The following is a 16797-nucleotide window of genomic DNA, read 5'->3' as shown; positions in this document are numbered from 1 at the left end:
TTTGTTCCGTATTAAGAACCTGTTGTAGTGGTGCTGGTTCCAGAGGATGGGTTTGTTTTACCCTTTGCTCCAGAAGCGTCAGAACCTGCATAGTTAGGATTCTGTGTGTTGTATGGTACGGAACCATCTGGGTTAAGTGCCCATGCTGTTGCGTCGATACGGAAAGCTGCGTTATCCAAGGTTAGCTGGAAGTCAAGTCTTTCTGTAACTTTGAACAAGATCAAGTCTTGTGCGTAAGCATTAGCTGTTACCTTACCTGTTGAATCGCTTAGTGAACCAACATCTGTGACTTGTGATTCTAGTGAAGAAGCCGTGCCAAATTGTAGGTAGTTAGGATCAACAAGGAATATAGAACCTACGTTATTTCCGGTTCCTTTGTTGGTTGGAATCAAGTTTGTGCTTCTTACTTCGGCACCAAATAATTTTCCAGTTCTGTCCATTTGGTCTGCAAATGGGTAGATACCCAAATCAGTGGAAACGCTTCTTAGGAAAAGTTCTGTTTGAACAGGCATGATCCATACAAGGTTTTCAGAGAAGTTTTTGCCACGGATGAAAGAAAGTGCTCCGTATAGTGCTTGGTTAATGGACGCAAAATCATTCTTGGTTGCTGAAAGCACGTTTCCGCTTGTTGTAGTGTATCCCATCAAACCATTTGGAGATGTTTCTGATCTTGAGGTGTTGTTGATAAGTGAAGCATCTTCACCAATCGCAAGCTGTCTTGCCAAATCTTCGGATACATAACGTGCTACATCAAAAGCTCCAAACATTGCTAGTTCTTTGGTCATGCTAGAAGTAACAGCAATCTTTTTCCAAAGTAGGTTTACGGTATCGAAGTCTGGTGCGCTGGATGGAATGATCTGACCTTCACCTACCCATTCTGCGGTAGAACCAGCGATAGCACGAGGAATAGAAACGTTGCCATTTGTAGACATGTCAATAATATTGGCAATGTCACGGATAACGGTTTTTGCTCTTACAAGTTCAATGAAGCCCTTGTATTCTGGCGCTACCAATGGCTGTGAAGTTGAAGAAAGATCTTTTATCTTCTGCTCATACTCTTTTACGCCGAATGTGTTTGAGAAGATCTTCTTTGCTTGATCGTAACCCTTGGTTTTGTTTAATGCTCCAAGAACTGCTTTACGACCAAGACCAAAAGCGGGGTTAAGTTTGTCGCCAATTTGACCTTTTACGATGGTTGGAGTGTGTAGCTTTTCGTCTGCTACTTCATCTTCGTCTTTATCATCGTCAATAGAGTTTTCCTCTGCTTCCTCTTTACGCTTGATATTTTCTTCTAGCTTGGCAATTTTTGCCTTTAGTTCATCAAATTCGTTAGTAAGATCGCTGGAATCTTCGTCTTTTTCATCGGCATCACATATTTCGTCAGCTAGTTCTTTTAGTCTTGACTTGTGCTGTGAAACCTTTCTTTTTAGTTCTTTAATGGAAAATGCCATCTAAAATTATTCTCCTGATTATATAAAATAAGTTGGAAATTGTTACGTTTTATTTAGTTACTGATGCCTAATACGGCTAAGTCCAAAGAAATGCGCTTCTTTCGCAATGCTTTTTGTTTCTCTTTATCTGATAAAGGCTCGTCCTCGACATGTTCCGGTGCAAGTGGTTGTTCTTCGGTATTTAAAGTTCTTTGGACCACAAGGGCTTGCGGATTACATGGAATGCTTACAATGCTGAACTCTGTAAGCTCGGACTTCGTAATATTAAGTCCACCATCCTCGTTGAAGTCCCATTCTAATGGAATGAAACCAATGCTTACGGCACTGAGAAAACCATCTTTGATGGATCTTCTAATGGCTTCCGCCTTGTCACCGATCGCGGGATAGTCGCCAGGCACAAACTCAACGGTTGCCTGCCATCCGTTTTGCACTTGCTCGATGTTTACGCATTTCCCTATGGGAAGCTGTGAAGCATCGTGGCCCCAAAGGACCACGGGATTTTTTAGATAGTTAGTAATGTCAAGGCCATCGGCGCTTATGCTATCGTATTCTCTATCACTAGCGTCTGTTGTGATAGTAAATGTAGATCCGTTCTCACTGGATAAGATCTCGTAATCTTTAGTTATAACCGCGTTTTTAACGTCTTGATTCTCGTTTATTCTCTCCTTGAATCCCTTTATTGTGTAAAAATTAGTCTCCATCCTTTTCCCCTGAATCTGTTATGTTATGGCTTCCTGTGCCGTCCTGTTGTGCTGTGTATGTTGGTGTGTGGAACACTTGCCCTTCGCCATCTGGCAATGGTGCGCGGCCTTCCAGTTCCCTTGCCTCGTCTTGGTTTAGGAACCCGTTGGTGATACCAATGGCATATGATTGATAACGTTGGAGTTGGTCGGCTTGTATCATCTTCGAGAAGTCAAACTTGAAGCGAAGCTTTCCTAATTCGTCATCAAACAGCATTTTCGTATCAAGCTGTTCTTCAAATTGCCTTGTAATAGTCTCCAGGGCATCGCCAATATATGCTCGCTCTTGCTGTTCCATATTTGCAGCTTTGTCAGATTCATTGAATCCAAGCTTATGACCCGGCACTTTATACATACGGGCAATTTCTTTAGTGATTTGCTCACGTGATTCCAAAAGCTGTAAGTCCGATGGAGAAGCCCCGGTATTCACATATTCCACGTCCGCTGGCACCACTGGCGTTTTCCCGCTGTTGGTTACGGACTGTGATACCCTGTTCCAGTTCTCGGCAATCTCGGCTGTCTTGTTCTTGTTGGCTGTGCCACTGACCTTTAGATAGCCTTGGAAGAATGACCCGTTTTGAAATGCTCTCGCTGCGGACTCTTGTGCGGCAAGACCGAGGCCAAATACCTCTGATGCCATTTGTATGGGACTAAGGCCAATGTAGTTACAATACAGACTATTGTTCTGTATGTGTATAATATCTTCCTCTCTTATGGTTCTTGTTATACCGTCTTCATTTGAAAAAGAGGTTTTTTCATCCATAAGCATTTTTGAAGTAACGGTGTATATCCTGTCACCATTCATTAGTTCTTGGACATTACAAGCCCAATCATCAACGGGGATCAGCTTTATAGGTGTTCCGTCCGGTGCACGAATGATTACGATGTAACCATTTCCACTTATCAGGAAAGAAAACACGACCTGTTGTAAAAGGGTAACTAGAGTGTTTCTCTTGTTAGGCTTTTTTAGAACTCGTGTCAGTGGATGTTTTTTGTTTATTTTCCATCCTCCATTATCTTCCACTTGTAAATGGAGAGGTATTTTCCCAATGTCTGTTGATATGAAGTTTATACAGGCATAAGCTGCTGATAGCTGTAAAACAGTTTGATTTGTAACAGAAACACCACTGGCAGTTGTTCCCCCGAAACCTGGGAAGAAACTTAATGAGATGGATGGTTCTGTGATCGCTGCTGATTTTGTATCTATGGTAGGCTCTTTTTTGATAATCTCCCTCTTGTTAAAAAATCCCATATATGTTTTGCTCCGTTAAATATTCTCCCTTTATTTACCGATGTTGTTACGGAAATATCGTCTTAGTATGTTTCTGTTATAGAACTCGTAGTTTCCTGCACTATCTGTTGCTCTAAGAACGTTGTTTTTTATTTGTATCTCTATTTCATGGTAGTTCATGGCGGACTTTGAGGTATGTAGTTTTAGGATTTCTTTCCTAAAATTTGAGGCGCCAAAGGTCTGTATGTCGTCATTGAGTTCCGCGCATGATCCCGTGTAGGTGCGCCAATCACTTTCGTATTTGATGCGCTTCACTTTGCCCTTGACCTTCTTCTTTCTCGTGAAATGAGTGACCTTCTTTCCAATGTATTTTTTCCCCGTAATGAGGTTCGTTATTAGATAAGTGAAGCCTTGATATTTTAAAACGTCCTGCTCTGTAATTCCTAATGGAAGAATCCATGTGTCCATAAGTAGTCCTTTTTTTAAGGATATTTATGGACACATGGATTCTTCCATTAGGTGTTAGTGTAGGTTGTTGCCAACGCTAGACGTTGTTCTATTGTTGATGTTCGGTGTGTTAATCTGTAATCCACTTCTACTATCAGTTTTAAGTGAAGTAGATGTGGTTGCTGGCGTGTTCCCATTAACATTGATGTTCATATCAAGGTTATGTTGAATAAGCCTGTTGAAGTTGTCGTTTTGATACTGTATGGCCTGTTGCGTTCTTATGCTGGCTTCCTTTCCGTAACGGTCTGCGGGTCTTTCATCCAAGCTGGAAACGGTCTGTGCCGCGTTGTAGATGGACATGTTTGGGTTTGTAAGAAGCATGTTACGGGCTTTTTGTGCCCCTGTGTCTCCATGCTTCATTTCCCAAAGGTAAGCTTTAACTTGGTTCTCGTATCCAGCCTTACGCACATCAATGCCTGTGCCTTTTAGGATTTGTAGAACACGGTCACGGTGCCATTGCCCCAAACCAAAGGCATTTCCACCATCGCCGTTGGCCCCGGTATCAAACCCTGATTCCTGCGCGATGTTCCCCATAATGCCCATTGCAGCATTGCGGCTGTATCCATCCTTCATGGCGGCGCTGACTAGGAACGCGGCTCTTTGCTGGCGTTCGTCGCTGGATAGCTTGTCATGGGATCTGCCTTCCCCGGCGAAGTAGTTTCCAAAGACGCCCCCCACTTTGCCGCCCAGATATGAACCTGCCATACCACCCACAATGGTACCCGCTGGCCCTGCCACTGAGCCAAGAAGGGCACCTGTTGCGCCGCCAGCGGCTTCCCCGGCTGTTTTTCCGTAAGCTGTGTCACGGTCCACTGTGTCTTTGATCTTGCTGTCTTGAAACAGATCATAGGCAGACTTTATCAAGCCAAGGGCAACGGCAATCTTGCCTAGCTTCCCCAGAAGGCCATCAAAGAAGGTCAAAAGCCCCTTCCCCGGCTTCGCGTTCAAGAACCCCGTCATTTTGCTGAAAAACGATAGCTTCCCGAAGCTGGTGAACACCTTGAGAAGTGAAAACCCAATGGTGAGGGCGGACCCTAGCCAACTGGCGAGTTTGAGGCCGATAAGCGCGGCAATAATGGTTTTGAAGCCACCTATCTTCTCATACCAATATGAGATGCTTTTCCCGATGCCTTGCCAATCCACGCGCGAAAGCCATTGTGCCAGGCGTGCCACGCCATCCACGAGTGCGTTAATCATCTTGTCCGCTTGTGGACCCGCAAGCCAGTTTGCGAACTTATCCAAAAGCGGAGAAAGCTTTGGGGACAATCGCCTTATGATGGTTTGCGTAACCCCGTTCACGGCTGTCAGGACGCCTTGATATGATTCCCTGAGCTTATTGGCGTTCTTTACGTTGTCCTCGTTGTAGCGCCCTAGAAATCTTGCCCTGTTCTCGGCTGTATGGACCCGCTTTGAATCCATCCCCATAAAGTTCGTGGTGCCCAACATACGTTGAGACATTTGCCTGAGAATGGCAGGGTCCACATCCCCGGCCTTTAGGTGCTGGCTCGTGTAATCAAGAACGCGGTCCCTGATCTTCTCCGCTGAATCGCGATATGTAACCCCCAGGCGGTTATAGATGGTCTGTAGGTCGCCATCCCCGCCAAAACGCATCGCTACGTTGTTGTCTTGGATCTTTGTAGTTGCTTGTTCCAAGGAAATACCGCCTGTGCCTAGCAGGAGACCTGCTCCGCGCATTTGCTGTAATCTCGTGGTGCTGATCCCAAGCCCCGCACTTACGCGCTGGATCTCGTTGGAAAGCATCGCAAATTGCCTTGTCATGGCGATAACGCCAGAGATAGACCCTAGCCCAAAGATGCCAGCAAACGCCTTGCCCGCCTTTTCCACGGGTTGTATAAACTTTGTTCTTAGGTTCTTTAACCCAGATAGCTTGTTAAACTGCTGCACCTGCCTTTGTAGCCTGTTGAATGGCTGCTGTGACAAGGCAAGCTGTTTGTTGATGTTGGCAAGTGCGTTCGTTGCTTTATCTGTAACTCCAACTGTTATAGAATAGTTCCCGTTAGATGCCATATAAAATACTCCAATGTTTTAGAGTATTTAACGAGAAAAGGCGCATACAATGTATGCGCCTTTTTTGTTACTTGTGTATTCTGTCAATGATACGAGAAACTGCTTCCGCGAGTTCTTCAAAGATGATTTCCTTGAGTTCTTCCGTCACTTCCACGGGTGGAGAATCATCAAGGGCGTAATCCATTTCCCTCTGGATCTCGGCAGGGATTGCAATGCCGCGCAAAGCCTTAGTTCTCTTTAAGGCAGTCTCAATCCACTCCGCCTGTTTGACGGTCAACGTCTCGCTGTATCCGTAATTGCGGCAAATATCAGTAGGTATCTTGCGATATTTTTCGCTGGTGTTGTTAATAAGTGCTGTGAAAAAATCTTGTATTTCTTGTTCCATTTTTATGTTTCCTTTTTAAATGTGCGTAAGTTTTGCTTACGCTTTATTTAGTGTTTTTCGTAAATACACTTGATAATACCCTTAAAAGGAAAATAAAAATGGATAAAGATATACTCGCTTTGATAGCCTTAGAAATAAAGAGACTTGCCACAAGCGGCGTGTTGTCCGCCGATGATATGATACTACTTTACGCCTGTAATCCTGATTACATCAAAATGTATACCTTGCTTATGAGCAAGGGCAGCAATCCCGCGTTCAACTTACTGAAAATGATGCTCACCACATACGTTTGCCTTGTCAACAAGAGCAAATCAGGAAGGGAGATAATAAGCATGATTCAGCAAGTTAGGGATATGTATAATGAAGAAAATAAAGCAGGTTAAAGTCCCAACAGCCAAGATAAAGACAAACGATACAAAAGAATTACGCCACATGTCTTATGATACAGCATGGCGAAAGTTCTCCAAGGCATACAGGCAAAGGCATTTCTTTTGTGAAGAATGCTTGAGGGACGGCAAATACAACATCGAAAAGCTAGAAGTGGATCACATTGTGCCTTTGTGCCAGGTCCCGCATTTGAAATTTGACGAAAGCAATCTTCAAGTGCTTTGCAAGAGTTGTCACGCGAAGAAAACCTATACAGAGACTATCGCAAATGGAAAAAATGGATTATGATGCAGGCAAATTTTATAGGATACATTATATGCCAGAAAATAACAAAAAAAACGAAACACATTTCCCCAGATTCAACATTGTATATAACTTCGCAGACAAAGTATTCAAAATATCTTCTTGGATTGTAGCAACATCCGCAGCATATTATATAGCAGAAAAAACGCGAGACCCATATGTGGCTTCTTTATGGTTGATAATGTCTACATTATTGTCCGCTGTAACGGGTATTTTTATAATAGAAGGTGTTTTGTTTATATTTGGAAAATACATTAAAAGTAATAATAATTTTGTGAAAGTTATGAGCTTTCTTGTTTCAATACCTATTCTTTTGTTATTGCTGACTTTTAGTTCAAAAATTATACGAGAGAAGTTAATCCCTGTATTTCATAATGCGACCGTTGAACATGCAGAAAATAACACTACGCAACCAAACAGATAGCGGACAAAATCGCTTGGGTCCGGGGATAAACCGCGCTACAGATCGTGCAAGGACATACAAAGGGATCGCCGCTGCCATGGCAGAACAGTGGTCATGAAAAAAGGGAAGCGTTTTTATACGCTTCCCTTTTTCATTTGGTATTCTTCTGTTACGTCAAACCACATTACAAGTTGATCTAGTGGAACATTCCATATTGCGTAAGGATCGTCATGATGTATGCTTGTCCATCCGTTTAAAAGAATCAGACTCATAATGTTTTTTTCAAACTTCTCTATGCTCTCAACAGGAACAATATCAAAGTCACCAACAATATTATAAGGTGATTGTTGGTTTAACTCATAAAATATTCTATGATTTTCTCCGCTACATCTGCTGGAAGTTGGTAAAAGGTTTCAACAGCAAGCCCTGTAACCTTACAAGCTACCTGTGCCTGATAGTCAATAAGTTCTTCTGGAGTTGGGTTTACCGATTTCCACTTCTTTTGCGGAATATACTTTTCCATGAAAGTTGGCTTTCTTACATCTACGTGATCGTATTTCTTTCCGTCAATCTCGATTTCTGGAAACTTGAATGTCTTCATTTTAAAATTCCTTTTTTATAAAAGTGTTACTTTGTTATTTACCGAGAAACATAAGGGCTTCTCGTGATCTTCGGGCTATCAAGCCTGCCTGGGGTTTTCCTGCGGCATATACCCATAGGTGGAACTGCTGCGCCGCCGCTTCCATGTCCTGCTGCTGCACGTATTTCCAAAGAGTGGACTTTAGAAGGGTGGTCAAGCCAAGGTTGTATGCGAAGTCACACAAGGCCGCTGTTTGCCACGGCTCAAGGATTACGGTGCTGTGTTGCGTGATGGCGCTCCACAAGCCCTGTAGTGTAAGCTGTAAGCGTTCCTGGGCTTCCTGTAGGGTTATGGTCATGCCTTGATGGATGTCTTGCCCTGTCTGTCCGTATCCTATGGTCCAGATCCCGCAACAGTCCTGATACGCCTGTAAGCGTAAGCCTTCGGATTGCTCCACAAGGGTTATCAAATATGGTGGTAAGGTACTCATAGAAATATCTCCGTTTTTAAGGCGGAGATATTTAGTTATGTTGATAGTTTGCCGTTTATCTCGGATATAGTAACTCTAAGTTCCGAAAGTGCTTTCGCCATTTCTTTAGAGTTTTCATTAGACTCTTGAACAAGGCGGTTAAATGCTTCGTCCTTTTCGTCTAGTTTCTTGTTGAGATTGTTTATCGTCACGAGAAGATAAAATATGAAGCCGAGAAGCAGGCATATCACTACGTCTGGCCCTCCAACAGCTACGGCTTTTGCGATCAACGCTATAATGTCATCCATGGACCTCCCCTAAAATACGACGGACATTTTAATATTTAAGGGTGATCGCGTATGTTTTTTAACGCTAGAATTTTTGTTCCTGATTTGTTTCCATGCGTGATGTATCGCATAACCTCAAGGAAACCGTAGCGGAAGCCCTGGCGATGCTACAAGCACCATGTAGCCCCTTCCCGTGTTAAGTTGGGATATAAGGAGCTTCATGTATATGTAAAAGGGTATTATTGAATATTCATCTCTTTTTTTAATGACTCTACACAAACACTGCCTCTTGGTGACAATTTACTTTCTACAAATAATTCTAAAACAAATTCGTATTCTTTTAGAGGTTTTTTATACGAAAATTCTAATATGTTTGATATCATTATTTTAGTTGGCTTATGTATATTTCTTCTTAACTCAATAGCTTTTTCAGAATAGCAAGAATATAAATGTAATCCATTTTCTATTTCACGTATTGAACTTTTACTAAGATAGGTATACAATAGAACAATATTGTTTTTATCTTCACTTGCCATTTTAGCCATTTTATATACTTCGTATATAAAATGAAATATCAAATGTTCTTTTTTTTCTATATCTTGGCTTTTTATTACTTCCTCTATCGTTTCATTTGCCCTATCGGCGAAGGTCTCTATCACTTTCGCCATATATGACATATTCGATACATCCAGTGATCGTCTTGAGTTGCGATATGATAAAGAGGCGAAGCCTACAGCAATAAGGGCCACAAAAGCAGAGGCCCAACCTGACAGTGGCCCCCACTCAAAAGTTTTCCCGGCTTCTAAAGTTCTGATGCTGAGATCTATAAGGATAGAACATACAAACAGAATCAACCCAAAAGATATTATCTCAAATCTACGCATATTATCTCTTTTTATCAATCCATAGGATGGTATATGACCTAATCGACTATAAGTTTTGCCAATAATAGTTCGTCCTCAAACCATTCATAAAGGTCACTAGAAACTTCAAAATCTTTGATAAACTTCGTATCTGGAACAATTTGCCCATATTCTCTTACACATAATTCTGCCTTGTGTTCTCCCAATGACACAAACCTATTCCCAAATCTGTAATATATGTTTGACGGTCCACCACGCTTATCAAATACGAAAAGAAACTCGTCAGCATACCTTTCTAAGGTTCCACTACTGTATTTTGAATTGTATAAAAGTTTATCATAATTACCACTATGTACCTTCTTATGCTTTTGTCTGAAAATGTTCATTTATAACTCCACTCCAAAATATTTTACTATCAGGATTTTCCCTGTTAATGCGATAGCCTAAAATACGTTATATCACTGTCTCTGTCAGGTTTGTAGGTCTTGATCCCATTGCAGGGCACATATGTGCAATCATGAAACACATAATGGATGTTGTAGCTTTCCCATTCCCCTAGAAGTTCCTTATAATGGGGTATATGCTGGATACGCCTCAATTCCTTACGAAGCGCCCATAGCTTTCCCCACTCTTTGAAATCTTCCTTATTCCTGTTTTTGTAGAGCCACGAAGGATCAGTGTTTTTGAGCCACGGACGCACCAAGTCCCTATCTCGTGATAGTGTAAGGCTCATCCTTAAATGCGAGACAGAATATTGCCCCTCTACGCCATACAGGGACAACAGTTTTTCCCTGATCTCGGCATATAGCATCTGCACAATGGTTTCTTCTGCTGTTGGTGTTAGTAAATGTTCCATGTTTAAAATCTCATTTTTATGTATGTTATTTGTTCTTCCGATAATTGATAGTAGTCATCAAAAACTATATCTTCGTCTAATTCCATAATATCTTCGTCAAGATACGAAAATGGAGATAATATAGCTTTATCTTTACTCAACAACAACTCCAATCCAAAGTGTTCTGTTTCAAGAGTGTGGTTATTTGAGAAGCAATCATAATCTAAAGTATCACCATTCTTAAAACGTACATCGAAATGCCCTCCAATAAGAGTATATATATTATCTATACTGTTCGTGATATGATTTGAAATATCTGATTTTTTCACACATGACGAATGATGAAAAGTTGTGATGTATTCATCCATATGAAGGATGTTTATCTTATCTCTATCATATAGTGTGTATCCATTCTCAAGTTCTTTTTGATAGTCTTTGAGAATTGTTATATTTTTATTAGTTTCGTGTAAGTAGTAATTTTCTATTAAGTTCATTATTATGTTTCCTGTTGAAAATTATTCTGTTGTAAAAAGTTTGAATATTTTGTTTTGAAATGCTTTTTGCTTTGACCTTTTAACAACGGTCTGCCTTAACAAATGTGTTGTTGTTGGCCTTATTTGCGAAAGCGAGATAACTTCTCTCTTGCTGAAAATGTTTCCTTGCTCGTAGTTCCATTCCATGAGAAGCCCACATAATTCCGTGGGGTAGTATCCTAGCTTTGGATCGTAGGAGTATCCTGCAATGTCCTTCATACCTTTACCCCCTTGGCAAAGAGCATCGAAAGCCTTGTAAACTCCATCTTCTGCGCTGGTGTTAGTGATCCCTTACGCTTGAGCCTGTTATATTTTGCCCTATCGCGTTCCCTGGCTTTCTTGTCCTCCACGGACATTTTGTGTTTTGGCTCTTTCCTTGTTTTCCCTATCTTGAGATCTATCTCGTTTATGGAGCCACCAATTTGCGCCTGGACACGGGTAGCCGTAAATTGATCCAGCACGTAGATGTTAATGTCACATGGTGGATTATTTCGTACCGCACATCTAGCAATAGCCTGTATGACAAGGTTAATATGCCTTCCGGTGTCACCTTCCCTGTGCTTGTATCCAAGGATCTTTAAAAAAGTATCCTCGATACTCATTCTAAAGTTTGACATGACAACAACGGATGTTTTCTCCATCCATACTTGTTCATTAAGACCGTGGCTTACTTTTGGTAGCACTAGGTCACTGTTGAACTTTGGAATGGATATTGCTTTCTTTGATGGTTTGTAGTTCCATCCTATCACAAGATAATCATTTACGTTTTCGTTGATCCATGCCGTTACCTTTTTAGGCACATCTGGATTACTTTCTATCTGTCCGTTTCCAACAGAACGATTGCCTTTCTCGTCACCAAGAAAGTAGTTTATAATAATGTTTGATGTATATTCATGAAATCTAAGATCTTTCGTAAGTGCGGATTTTGTAAAAGTTACATCATAAAGGGATGATTTGTATATCAGTGATGATAATGTATTTTGTATGTCGTATCCAAGGTAAAGTAGTTCTCCTACATCCTTGAATATATTAGGTGATAGCACTTCAAATGTTATGAAGTTTGTTCGTTCTCCACTGAGATAATCATCAAACTGCTTCTTGATAACGTAAACATCGAGATTTGATGTTTCTAATGTTGTGATAAGTTCTTTGAATGTTTTTTCGTATACCGTATCTGTTCTATCAAGATTTGATATGTTTGCAAGTTCTAGTTTATATAGATCATCCACAGAGCAAGTTTTTGCATTAACATACTTTGAAAATATCATTTTTGATGATTGCTCTACTAGATTATAGTGCGCTGTTGACAAAGCATTTAGTTCTTCATCAACTATCATGAGATCGTCATCAAATGTATGATTTGCCAAGTTTGCGAGGCTGGCGCTGGTTATAAGATGAAGCTTCTTCGTTCTGTTAGCTCTTTCCTCAAGGATATTATCAGATACGTTTTGATCCTTTGTCGTGGATGAATCGAGAACGGCAATATCGTTAGGGTTGAGCCCTTGTCTAATGAGACGTTCCTTAATGGAAGCAAGTAGCTTCATGGTTGGAGCCACATACGTTATCGCCGTCATATGCGCGATGTTCTTTTTGATGTGTTGGATTGCTACTTCTGTTTTCCCTGATCCTGGCAGGGAAGGTATTGTTGAAATTATCATTTTGGATATTCCTAAGTTTAAAAACAAAAAGGTCTGGAGAACCTCAACCGCAAAGTTGTTCTCCAGACCTTTTTGTCTTTTATGATTTAAACTAGGAACTGGAAAACAACTTCTACTGTTTTGGAAAACAGTTTGCGGTTGCCTTCCATTACTTTTATTTAGTATCAGAGGTAAATTATTGCCCTCTTAATGTTGTTATTTTATGCAAAATTATGGAAAATGTCAAACATAAAGTAGAAATACAAGCGTCATCTAATCAGGAACATTATGTTTGTATGTTTGGAATACGTACATTTACCCTAAAGAATATAACTAAAAAAGTGTACTCGGTATTATGTGCCGTGCGTAGCACGCGCATAACTCGTAATACTGTAAATCACGTAAGAATGAGAAAAAACAAAAAAGTAATGGAAGGCGAAGCGAAGTGGAGCAATCCATTACTTTTTTGTTTTTCGTATATTCTTACGTGCCACATTGAAGTGAGTAAGCGAAGCGCACGAAGCTTCAATGTGTAACACTTAACCATATATGAGCAACAAATAACCACCATCATATTTTGTGGTGCTTGCGCTGCTTCATTTGCTCATTACGAAGCTTCGCTTCTCCATTCCCTACATGAAGCGCGTAAGGACTACACAAAATATAAACAAATGGATAGCTCCACTTCGCTTCGCCTTCCATTTGTTTATATTTTCTTTGTCCTAAGTGATTTACAGTATGTTCCATAAAGGTGTTTTTCATTGCTTGCGACGGAATGAGCGTAAGCGAATGACAGAGCCACCAAAGAACGAGCGTAGCGAGTTCCAAAGATACCGAAGTAGATGACGCTTGTACGGGTTCGTCATTGCTAATCAGGTTCATGTTGACAAACAATCGTTATGTGCATTTCTGCTATGCGTTTTGCACGTGTATCAACCGTAATTTAGCGTTGCATTAGCGTTATCTAACGTCCTATAAGCGTTTCACCACGTGGGAACAAGAACATGACGACCAGAGCAATATTCAAGCTACGAGACAAGTTCATCAAAGGTTGCCAGAAGCAACTACAGCTTATTGGACAGAAAGACGCACGGCGTTGGACTTTCCCTTACGGGGATGAAATCGCCATTCAACTTAGGTTCGGGGTCTATCCCATTGGGGATGTTTTACCTTGCGAAGATGAAGAGGACGTAGAGGACGAACTTACGGCAGCGATCATATACGCCAAGCAAGGCATGTATGACGAACTGTTACTTGAAGCATCACGGAAGTTAAGTGCCAGCGCCAAACAGCGCGAGAAAGAACCAACAGGGGAGTAATAATGCTTCCCTGTCATAAGAGAACAGGAGATAGACATGGATTACTTGAAAAACCTCAACGATATTCGCGATCGTATGAAGGCCCATACCACAAGCAACGCGGACTTGTATAAGGAATACCTTGAGTCCGCTGTGAAGTTCTGGGGGGAATATTCTTACGGAACCAGCAATTCCGTAAAGGAAGCCTTTGAAAACGAATTGGGCAAAACGAACTTCAGGAAAGGAACACCTTCCATAACCTTTATTGCCCGCGCTCTCATAAGATCCAGTGACTTTGATAACGCACAGATCCCCTCTGAAATCCGCCGTGTATTCAAAAACACGGGGATCACGGACAAAGCAAGCTTTCAAAAGTTCCTTGCTGATATTGTATCCATGACGTGGACGGGTATAAAGCGCAAATATAGTGGAGGCACCAAGGTCAAGGACGACCCCAAGGCAATTTTTGCCCAGAACCTGGCGAAGTGGGAAGCGGCTCCTTTGATGGCAACCGCACTGGACAGCAAGCATGTGCCTACGGATATGGCTGAGGATGTAGCCCTGTGCGTGACCATGATGAACAAGAAGACGGGCAAACTCAACATTCTCCATGTCTACGCCACCGGCAATGACAACATTGTTGATGCACTATCCACGAAGCAAAAGGGGAAGGTGGCGTAATGGCGAAGCTAGATCTTGGAGGGGTTCTTTATCCCTCCACTATCGCAAAAGACGCATGTGATGCGTTTGTGCGTGGGGACAATAAGCATCTCATGTTGTGTGGCGCACATGGAACAGGAAAGTCCTTCGCCGCGTATCAGATAGCCTTGAAGCTCACGGAAACAACGGACTCGGCAAACGATATTGTCCTGATCCAAGGCACGGACACAGCAGCCGAGATAAGCAGTAAACTGGCGCAACTCCGCCTTATGACGATCACAGGAAAATGTAAGGTCGCCATCATTGATGAACTTGATTCCGCGACAACGGCGGCAATGAAGCAAATCGTGTCATTTTATAATCGCGACGAAAAGCGTGATTATAAAGACCGGATTGCGATGATTATGACTGAAAATGATGAACGCCCCGGCAATAGTCAGTATCAGAAGCTACGTGACCGCTTCCAGTTCGTAAGGTGGGATCTCCCGGCAAAAGATGAAATCAAAAAGCACTTGGTATCCAGCGACCCCGACAAGGATGCTTGTGTTGATGCCTGTAGAAGCTTTCGAGACTTGGAGCGAAGCCTGAAATAACAGAAAAGGGGGGAGCAATGCTCCCCCCTTTTCAATATATGTTGCTACATCAAGCTGGATATACAGCTACATTATATCTTCGTTTAAAATCACCACATCCTCACCCTGCTCTTGCAGCAAGAACAACTCCACGCGGGTTACAACCATATCAGTGCCATTAACCAGAACATAAAGCATGTGTATCTCCATAACGTTGTAGCTACAGCTTTATGTTCCAAAAATCGCCACGTCTTTCTTTTTGTGATAACATTTATCAAATAAGTTGATATGTTATTATGCGCTGTTTAAAGCCCGTGGATAGCGTTGCAAGTTTTTGCGTGGTTGCCACTAGCTACAGTTATAAACCTTATGTCCGGCCATCCTAGACGCTCTTAGAGGCATATTAGGGCATACATTATGCCTTTTTTATTCTGGAATATACCAAGTGCCGCTGCCCTCATATAATGATGGCACTAAGCTATGTAAGGCGAAGATACAGCTTACGACGCCATCAATTAGGTTGGTGCTGTTCACCACGTCTTTACAGACATATATGTTTTCATTTCTGTCAGTGACAACGCGAGCATTACGCGCGTTCCATTCCCATACAGGGCTTTCGTATCTGATGCGCTCTTGAAGGACCAAGGACTGCAAAGCCTTCGCCGCCTTTGATAGCTTCCACGCTTGCGGAACCCACGCAATAGGTTGCCCATCCTGCGCCAAAGGCATCGCCACACCATCCATCAAGGCGGGATCGGCGTTCAAGGTCACAACGTCATATTCCGCACATATGCCCTCGATAAAGTTGAGGACATACCCGGGGTCTATGATTGGGCCAGGAATTGAGTGCAGGTACCCTTGCTCCTGCCAGTGGTGATATTGGCTGTTGTTGCTGTTGGCTATGGTCTCGCTAGGCAAAAAGTAATGCGGGAACACGTATAGTTTGTCTGCGCGGTAAAAGCATTGAACCACGGCGGCCATATCTGTGACCTTGGCCATGTCGATGCCCACGTAACATGGTAAATCCTTGAAATCCTCAATGTTCAGGGTATCGCGGCAACGCACCAGGCGATCCAAGTCTAACCATGAATCGCCGTTCGCAAGCCACTGATTAAGGTGTAAAGTGAGATAGCCCGCGCGTTCCGCTGGCACGAGCCTTGCCTTTTCCATGGTGGCAAGAACCTGCTCGTGATCCTGATGTGCGTCCCAACATGGATTGGCTTTACGCAAGGTCTCCACGCAATATGGGTCATCTCCAGCGTCCGCTTTCCAGATGCAGCCCCAAAAGGACGGCGCATCTATGTCGCCGTTGAGCACTTTACGGCAATACGAATTTTGCTCGTAACCTATGCTCTCCAGGCTCATGCCTGCTGTGGTGATGGCGATAACCAAAGTGCTAGGGCGCTTCCCTGCCCCGGTTATGAGCTTGTCCCATACAAGGCGCTTTTTGATGGCGTGGAGTTCATCCACGATTGCGCACGAGATGTTAAGCCCATCAAGGCGGTTTCCATCGGCACATAATGGCCTAACAGCCTGTCGGGTTGGGGTACCCTGTGAAGGGGTAAGGCTGTAGAGTGTCGCGATGAGCCGCTTCATCCCGTTTGACCGATCCCAGCCGTATCTTCTGC

The 16797-nt window shown here is 42.5% G+C and carries 22 protein-coding genes; 6 read left to right on the top strand and 16 right to left on the bottom strand.

All coding sequences use genetic code 11. The annotated features are described in order from the left end of the window. Positions 1 to 11: 11 nt before the first annotated feature. The 6 genes from CDI09_RS14815 to CDI09_RS14790 form a co-directional block, all read right to left on the bottom strand. Positions 12 to 1451: a phage major capsid protein gene (locus tag CDI09_RS14815; protein WP_110571393.1), complete on the bottom strand. Its 1440-nt coding sequence runs from the start codon at positions 1449 to 1451 to the stop codon at positions 12 to 14. 53 nt (positions 1452 to 1504) lie between these two features. Continuing rightward, on the bottom strand, positions 1505 to 2152 hold the full coding sequence (locus CDI09_RS14810) for an HK97 family phage prohead protease (protein ID WP_110571392.1): 648 nt from the start codon (positions 2150 to 2152) through the stop codon (positions 1505 to 1507). Beyond that, complete coding sequence (locus CDI09_RS14805; protein ID WP_110571391.1) at positions 2142 to 3443, bottom strand: phage portal protein; 1302 nt, start codon at positions 3441 to 3443, stop codon at positions 2142 to 2144. The genes CDI09_RS14810 and CDI09_RS14805 overlap by 11 nt, the downstream gene beginning before the upstream one ends. A gap of 30 nt (positions 3444 to 3473) precedes the next feature. Further along, complete coding sequence (locus CDI09_RS14800; RefSeq protein WP_110571390.1) at positions 3474 to 3890, bottom strand: NAD synthetase; 417 nt, start codon at positions 3888 to 3890, stop codon at positions 3474 to 3476. Between the two features lie 54 nt (positions 3891 to 3944). Next, entirely contained in the window at positions 3945 to 5957 is a 2013-nt protein-coding gene (locus CDI09_RS14795) for a phage tail tip lysozyme (RefSeq protein WP_146220903.1), read from the bottom strand. Between the two features lie 67 nt (positions 5958 to 6024). Further along, positions 6025 to 6342 (bottom strand): hypothetical protein, encoded by a 318-nt coding sequence (locus tag CDI09_RS14790; RefSeq protein ID WP_110571388.1) that lies wholly within the window; start codon positions 6340 to 6342, stop codon positions 6025 to 6027. 98 nt (positions 6343 to 6440) lie between these two features. On the opposite strand from CDI09_RS14790, the gene CDI09_RS14785 reads away from it, so the two are divergent. The 3 genes from CDI09_RS14785 to CDI09_RS17850 are packed head-to-tail and all read left to right on the top strand — an operon-like array spanning position 6441 to position 7456. After that, the gene (locus CDI09_RS14785; RefSeq protein WP_110571387.1) at positions 6441 to 6725 is read left to right on the top strand and encodes a hypothetical protein; all 285 of its coding nucleotides are present in this window, start codon (positions 6441 to 6443) and stop codon (positions 6723 to 6725) included. Beyond that, a complete protein-coding gene (locus CDI09_RS14780) occupies positions 6703 to 7017 on the top strand; it encodes an HNH endonuclease signature motif containing protein (RefSeq protein ID WP_110571386.1) in 315 nt (104 codons plus the stop codon). The genes CDI09_RS14785 and CDI09_RS14780 overlap by 23 nt, the downstream gene beginning before the upstream one ends. Beyond that, positions 7007 to 7456 carry a hypothetical protein gene (locus tag CDI09_RS17850; RefSeq protein ID WP_146220902.1) on the top strand — a complete coding sequence of 150 codons (450 nt, stop codon included), beginning with the start codon at positions 7007 to 7009 and terminating at the stop codon, positions 7454 to 7456. Before CDI09_RS14780 ends, CDI09_RS17850 begins: the two co-directional genes overlap by 11 nt. Positions 7457 to 7787: 331 nt before the next feature. Here the strand turns inward: CDI09_RS17850 and CDI09_RS14775 are convergent, their stop codons facing one another. The 9 genes from CDI09_RS14775 to CDI09_RS17825 all read right to left on the bottom strand — a co-directional run bounded on the left by CDI09_RS14775 (position 7788) and on the right by CDI09_RS17825 (position 13521). Then, positions 7788 to 8036: a phage tail assembly protein gene (locus CDI09_RS14775; RefSeq protein WP_110571385.1), complete on the bottom strand. Its 249-nt coding sequence runs from the start codon at positions 8034 to 8036 to the stop codon at positions 7788 to 7790. 34 nt (positions 8037 to 8070) lie between these two features. Next, on the bottom strand, positions 8071 to 8505 hold the full coding sequence (locus tag CDI09_RS14770) for a lysozyme (RefSeq protein WP_110571384.1): 435 nt from the start codon (positions 8503 to 8505) through the stop codon (positions 8071 to 8073). Between the two features lie 35 nt (positions 8506 to 8540). Continuing rightward, positions 8541 to 8792, bottom strand: a complete 252-nt coding sequence (locus CDI09_RS14765) for a hypothetical protein (protein WP_110571383.1) — start codon at positions 8790 to 8792, stop codon at positions 8541 to 8543. Between the two features lie 218 nt (positions 8793 to 9010). Beyond that, on the bottom strand, positions 9011 to 9655 hold the full coding sequence (locus tag CDI09_RS17845) for a hypothetical protein (RefSeq protein ID WP_146220901.1): 645 nt from the start codon (positions 9653 to 9655) through the stop codon (positions 9011 to 9013). A 38-nt stretch (positions 9656 to 9693) separates the two neighbouring features. Then, a complete protein-coding gene (locus CDI09_RS17840; protein WP_146220900.1) occupies positions 9694 to 10020 on the bottom strand; it encodes a hypothetical protein in 327 nt (108 codons plus the stop codon). A 472-nt stretch (positions 10021 to 10492) separates the two neighbouring features. Next, complete coding sequence (locus CDI09_RS14755; protein WP_110571381.1) at positions 10493 to 10963, bottom strand: hypothetical protein; 471 nt, start codon at positions 10961 to 10963, stop codon at positions 10493 to 10495. Between the two features lie 21 nt (positions 10964 to 10984). After that, the gene (locus CDI09_RS17835; protein ID WP_146220899.1) at positions 10985 to 11221 is read right to left on the bottom strand and encodes a hypothetical protein; all 237 of its coding nucleotides are present in this window, start codon (positions 11219 to 11221) and stop codon (positions 10985 to 10987) included. Beyond that, on the bottom strand, positions 11218 to 12660 hold the full coding sequence (locus tag CDI09_RS17830) for a DEAD/DEAH box helicase family protein (RefSeq protein WP_146220898.1): 1443 nt from the start codon (positions 12658 to 12660) through the stop codon (positions 11218 to 11220). Before CDI09_RS17830 ends, CDI09_RS17835 begins: the two co-directional genes overlap by 4 nt. A 549-nt stretch (positions 12661 to 13209) precedes the next feature. Further along, positions 13210 to 13521: a hypothetical protein gene (locus tag CDI09_RS17825; protein ID WP_146220897.1), complete on the bottom strand. Its 312-nt coding sequence runs from the start codon at positions 13519 to 13521 to the stop codon at positions 13210 to 13212. Between the two features lie 122 nt (positions 13522 to 13643). On the opposite strand from CDI09_RS17825, the gene CDI09_RS14740 reads away from it, so the two are divergent. The 3 genes from CDI09_RS14740 to CDI09_RS14730 are packed head-to-tail and all read left to right on the top strand — an operon-like array spanning position 13644 to position 15190. Continuing rightward, positions 13644 to 13958: a hypothetical protein gene (locus tag CDI09_RS14740; RefSeq protein ID WP_110571378.1), complete on the top strand. Its 315-nt coding sequence runs from the start codon at positions 13644 to 13646 to the stop codon at positions 13956 to 13958. A gap of 36 nt (positions 13959 to 13994) precedes the next feature. Then, a complete protein-coding gene (locus CDI09_RS14735) occupies positions 13995 to 14618 on the top strand; it encodes a hypothetical protein (protein ID WP_110571377.1) in 624 nt (207 codons plus the stop codon). Then, positions 14618 to 15190 carry an AAA family ATPase gene (locus CDI09_RS14730; protein WP_110571376.1) on the top strand — a complete coding sequence of 191 codons (573 nt, stop codon included), beginning with the start codon at positions 14618 to 14620 and terminating at the stop codon, positions 15188 to 15190. Before CDI09_RS14735 ends, CDI09_RS14730 begins: the two co-directional genes overlap by 1 nt. A gap of 405 nt (positions 15191 to 15595) precedes the next feature. On the opposite strand, the gene CDI09_RS14725 is transcribed toward CDI09_RS14730, so the two are convergent. Next, a partial coding sequence (locus CDI09_RS14725) for a terminase TerL endonuclease subunit (RefSeq protein WP_249034036.1) occupies positions 15596 to 16797 on the bottom strand: 1202 nt, incomplete at its 5' end.

Origin of the sequence: Komagataeibacter nataicola, assembly GCF_003207795.1 — a bacterium.
Lineage (GTDB): Bacteria > Pseudomonadota > Alphaproteobacteria > Acetobacterales > Acetobacteraceae > Komagataeibacter > Komagataeibacter nataicola.
Note: the sequence above shows the minus strand (reverse complement) of the source record. Positions and strands in the feature narration are given on the sequence as shown.

Coding starts and splice junctions, on each gene's coding strand:
- CDI09_RS14740 (WP_110571378.1), top strand. CDS start 13,644: ATGACGACCAGAGCAATATTCAAGCTACGAGACAAGTTCATCAAAGGT.
- CDI09_RS14815 (WP_110571393.1), bottom strand. CDS start 1,451: ATGGCATTTTCCATTAAAGAACTAAAAAGAAAGGTTTCACAGCACAAG.
- CDI09_RS14785 (WP_110571387.1), top strand. CDS start 6,441: ATGGATAAAGATATACTCGCTTTGATAGCCTTAGAAATAAAGAGACTT.
- CDI09_RS14780 (WP_110571386.1), top strand. CDS start 6,703: ATGAAGAAAATAAAGCAGGTTAAAGTCCCAACAGCCAAGATAAAGACA.
- CDI09_RS14800 (WP_110571390.1), bottom strand. CDS start 3,890: ATGGACACATGGATTCTTCCATTAGGAATTACAGAGCAGGACGTTTTA.
- CDI09_RS14790 (WP_110571388.1), bottom strand. CDS start 6,342: ATGGAACAAGAAATACAAGATTTTTTCACAGCACTTATTAACAACACC.
- CDI09_RS14775 (WP_110571385.1), bottom strand. CDS start 8,036: ATGAAGACATTCAAGTTTCCAGAAATCGAGATTGACGGAAAGAAATAC.
- CDI09_RS14735 (WP_110571377.1), top strand. CDS start 13,995: ATGGATTACTTGAAAAACCTCAACGATATTCGCGATCGTATGAAGGCC.
- CDI09_RS14755 (WP_110571381.1), bottom strand. CDS start 10,963: ATGAACTTAATAGAAAATTACTACTTACACGAAACTAATAAAAATATA.
- CDI09_RS17825 (WP_146220897.1), bottom strand. CDS start 13,521: ATGAACCTGATTAGCAATGACGAACCCGTACAAGCGTCATCTACTTCG.
- CDI09_RS14770 (WP_110571384.1), bottom strand. CDS start 8,505: ATGAGTACCTTACCACCATATTTGATAACCCTTGTGGAGCAATCCGAA.
- CDI09_RS17845 (WP_146220901.1), bottom strand. CDS start 9,655: ATGCGTAGATTTGAGATAATATCTTTTGGGTTGATTCTGTTTGTATGT.
- CDI09_RS14795 (WP_146220903.1), bottom strand. CDS start 5,957: ATGGCATCTAACGGGAACTATTCTATAACAGTTGGAGTTACAGATAAA.
- CDI09_RS14730 (WP_110571376.1), top strand. CDS start 14,618: ATGGCGAAGCTAGATCTTGGAGGGGTTCTTTATCCCTCCACTATCGCA.
- CDI09_RS17850 (WP_146220902.1), top strand. CDS start 7,007: ATGGATTATGATGCAGGCAAATTTTATAGGATACATTATATGCCAGAA.
- CDI09_RS17835 (WP_146220899.1), bottom strand. CDS start 11,221: ATGAAGGACATTGCAGGATACTCCTACGATCCAAAGCTAGGATACTAC.
- CDI09_RS17830 (WP_146220898.1), bottom strand. CDS start 12,660: ATGATAATTTCAACAATACCTTCCCTGCCAGGATCAGGGAAAACAGAA.
- CDI09_RS14810 (WP_110571392.1), bottom strand. CDS start 2,152: ATGGAGACTAATTTTTACACAATAAAGGGATTCAAGGAGAGAATAAAC.
- CDI09_RS14805 (WP_110571391.1), bottom strand. CDS start 3,443: ATGGGATTTTTTAACAAGAGGGAGATTATCAAAAAAGAGCCTACCATA.
- CDI09_RS14765 (WP_110571383.1), bottom strand. CDS start 8,792: ATGGATGACATTATAGCGTTGATCGCAAAAGCCGTAGCTGTTGGAGGG.
- CDI09_RS17840 (WP_146220900.1), bottom strand. CDS start 10,020: ATGAACATTTTCAGACAAAAGCATAAGAAGGTACATAGTGGTAATTAT.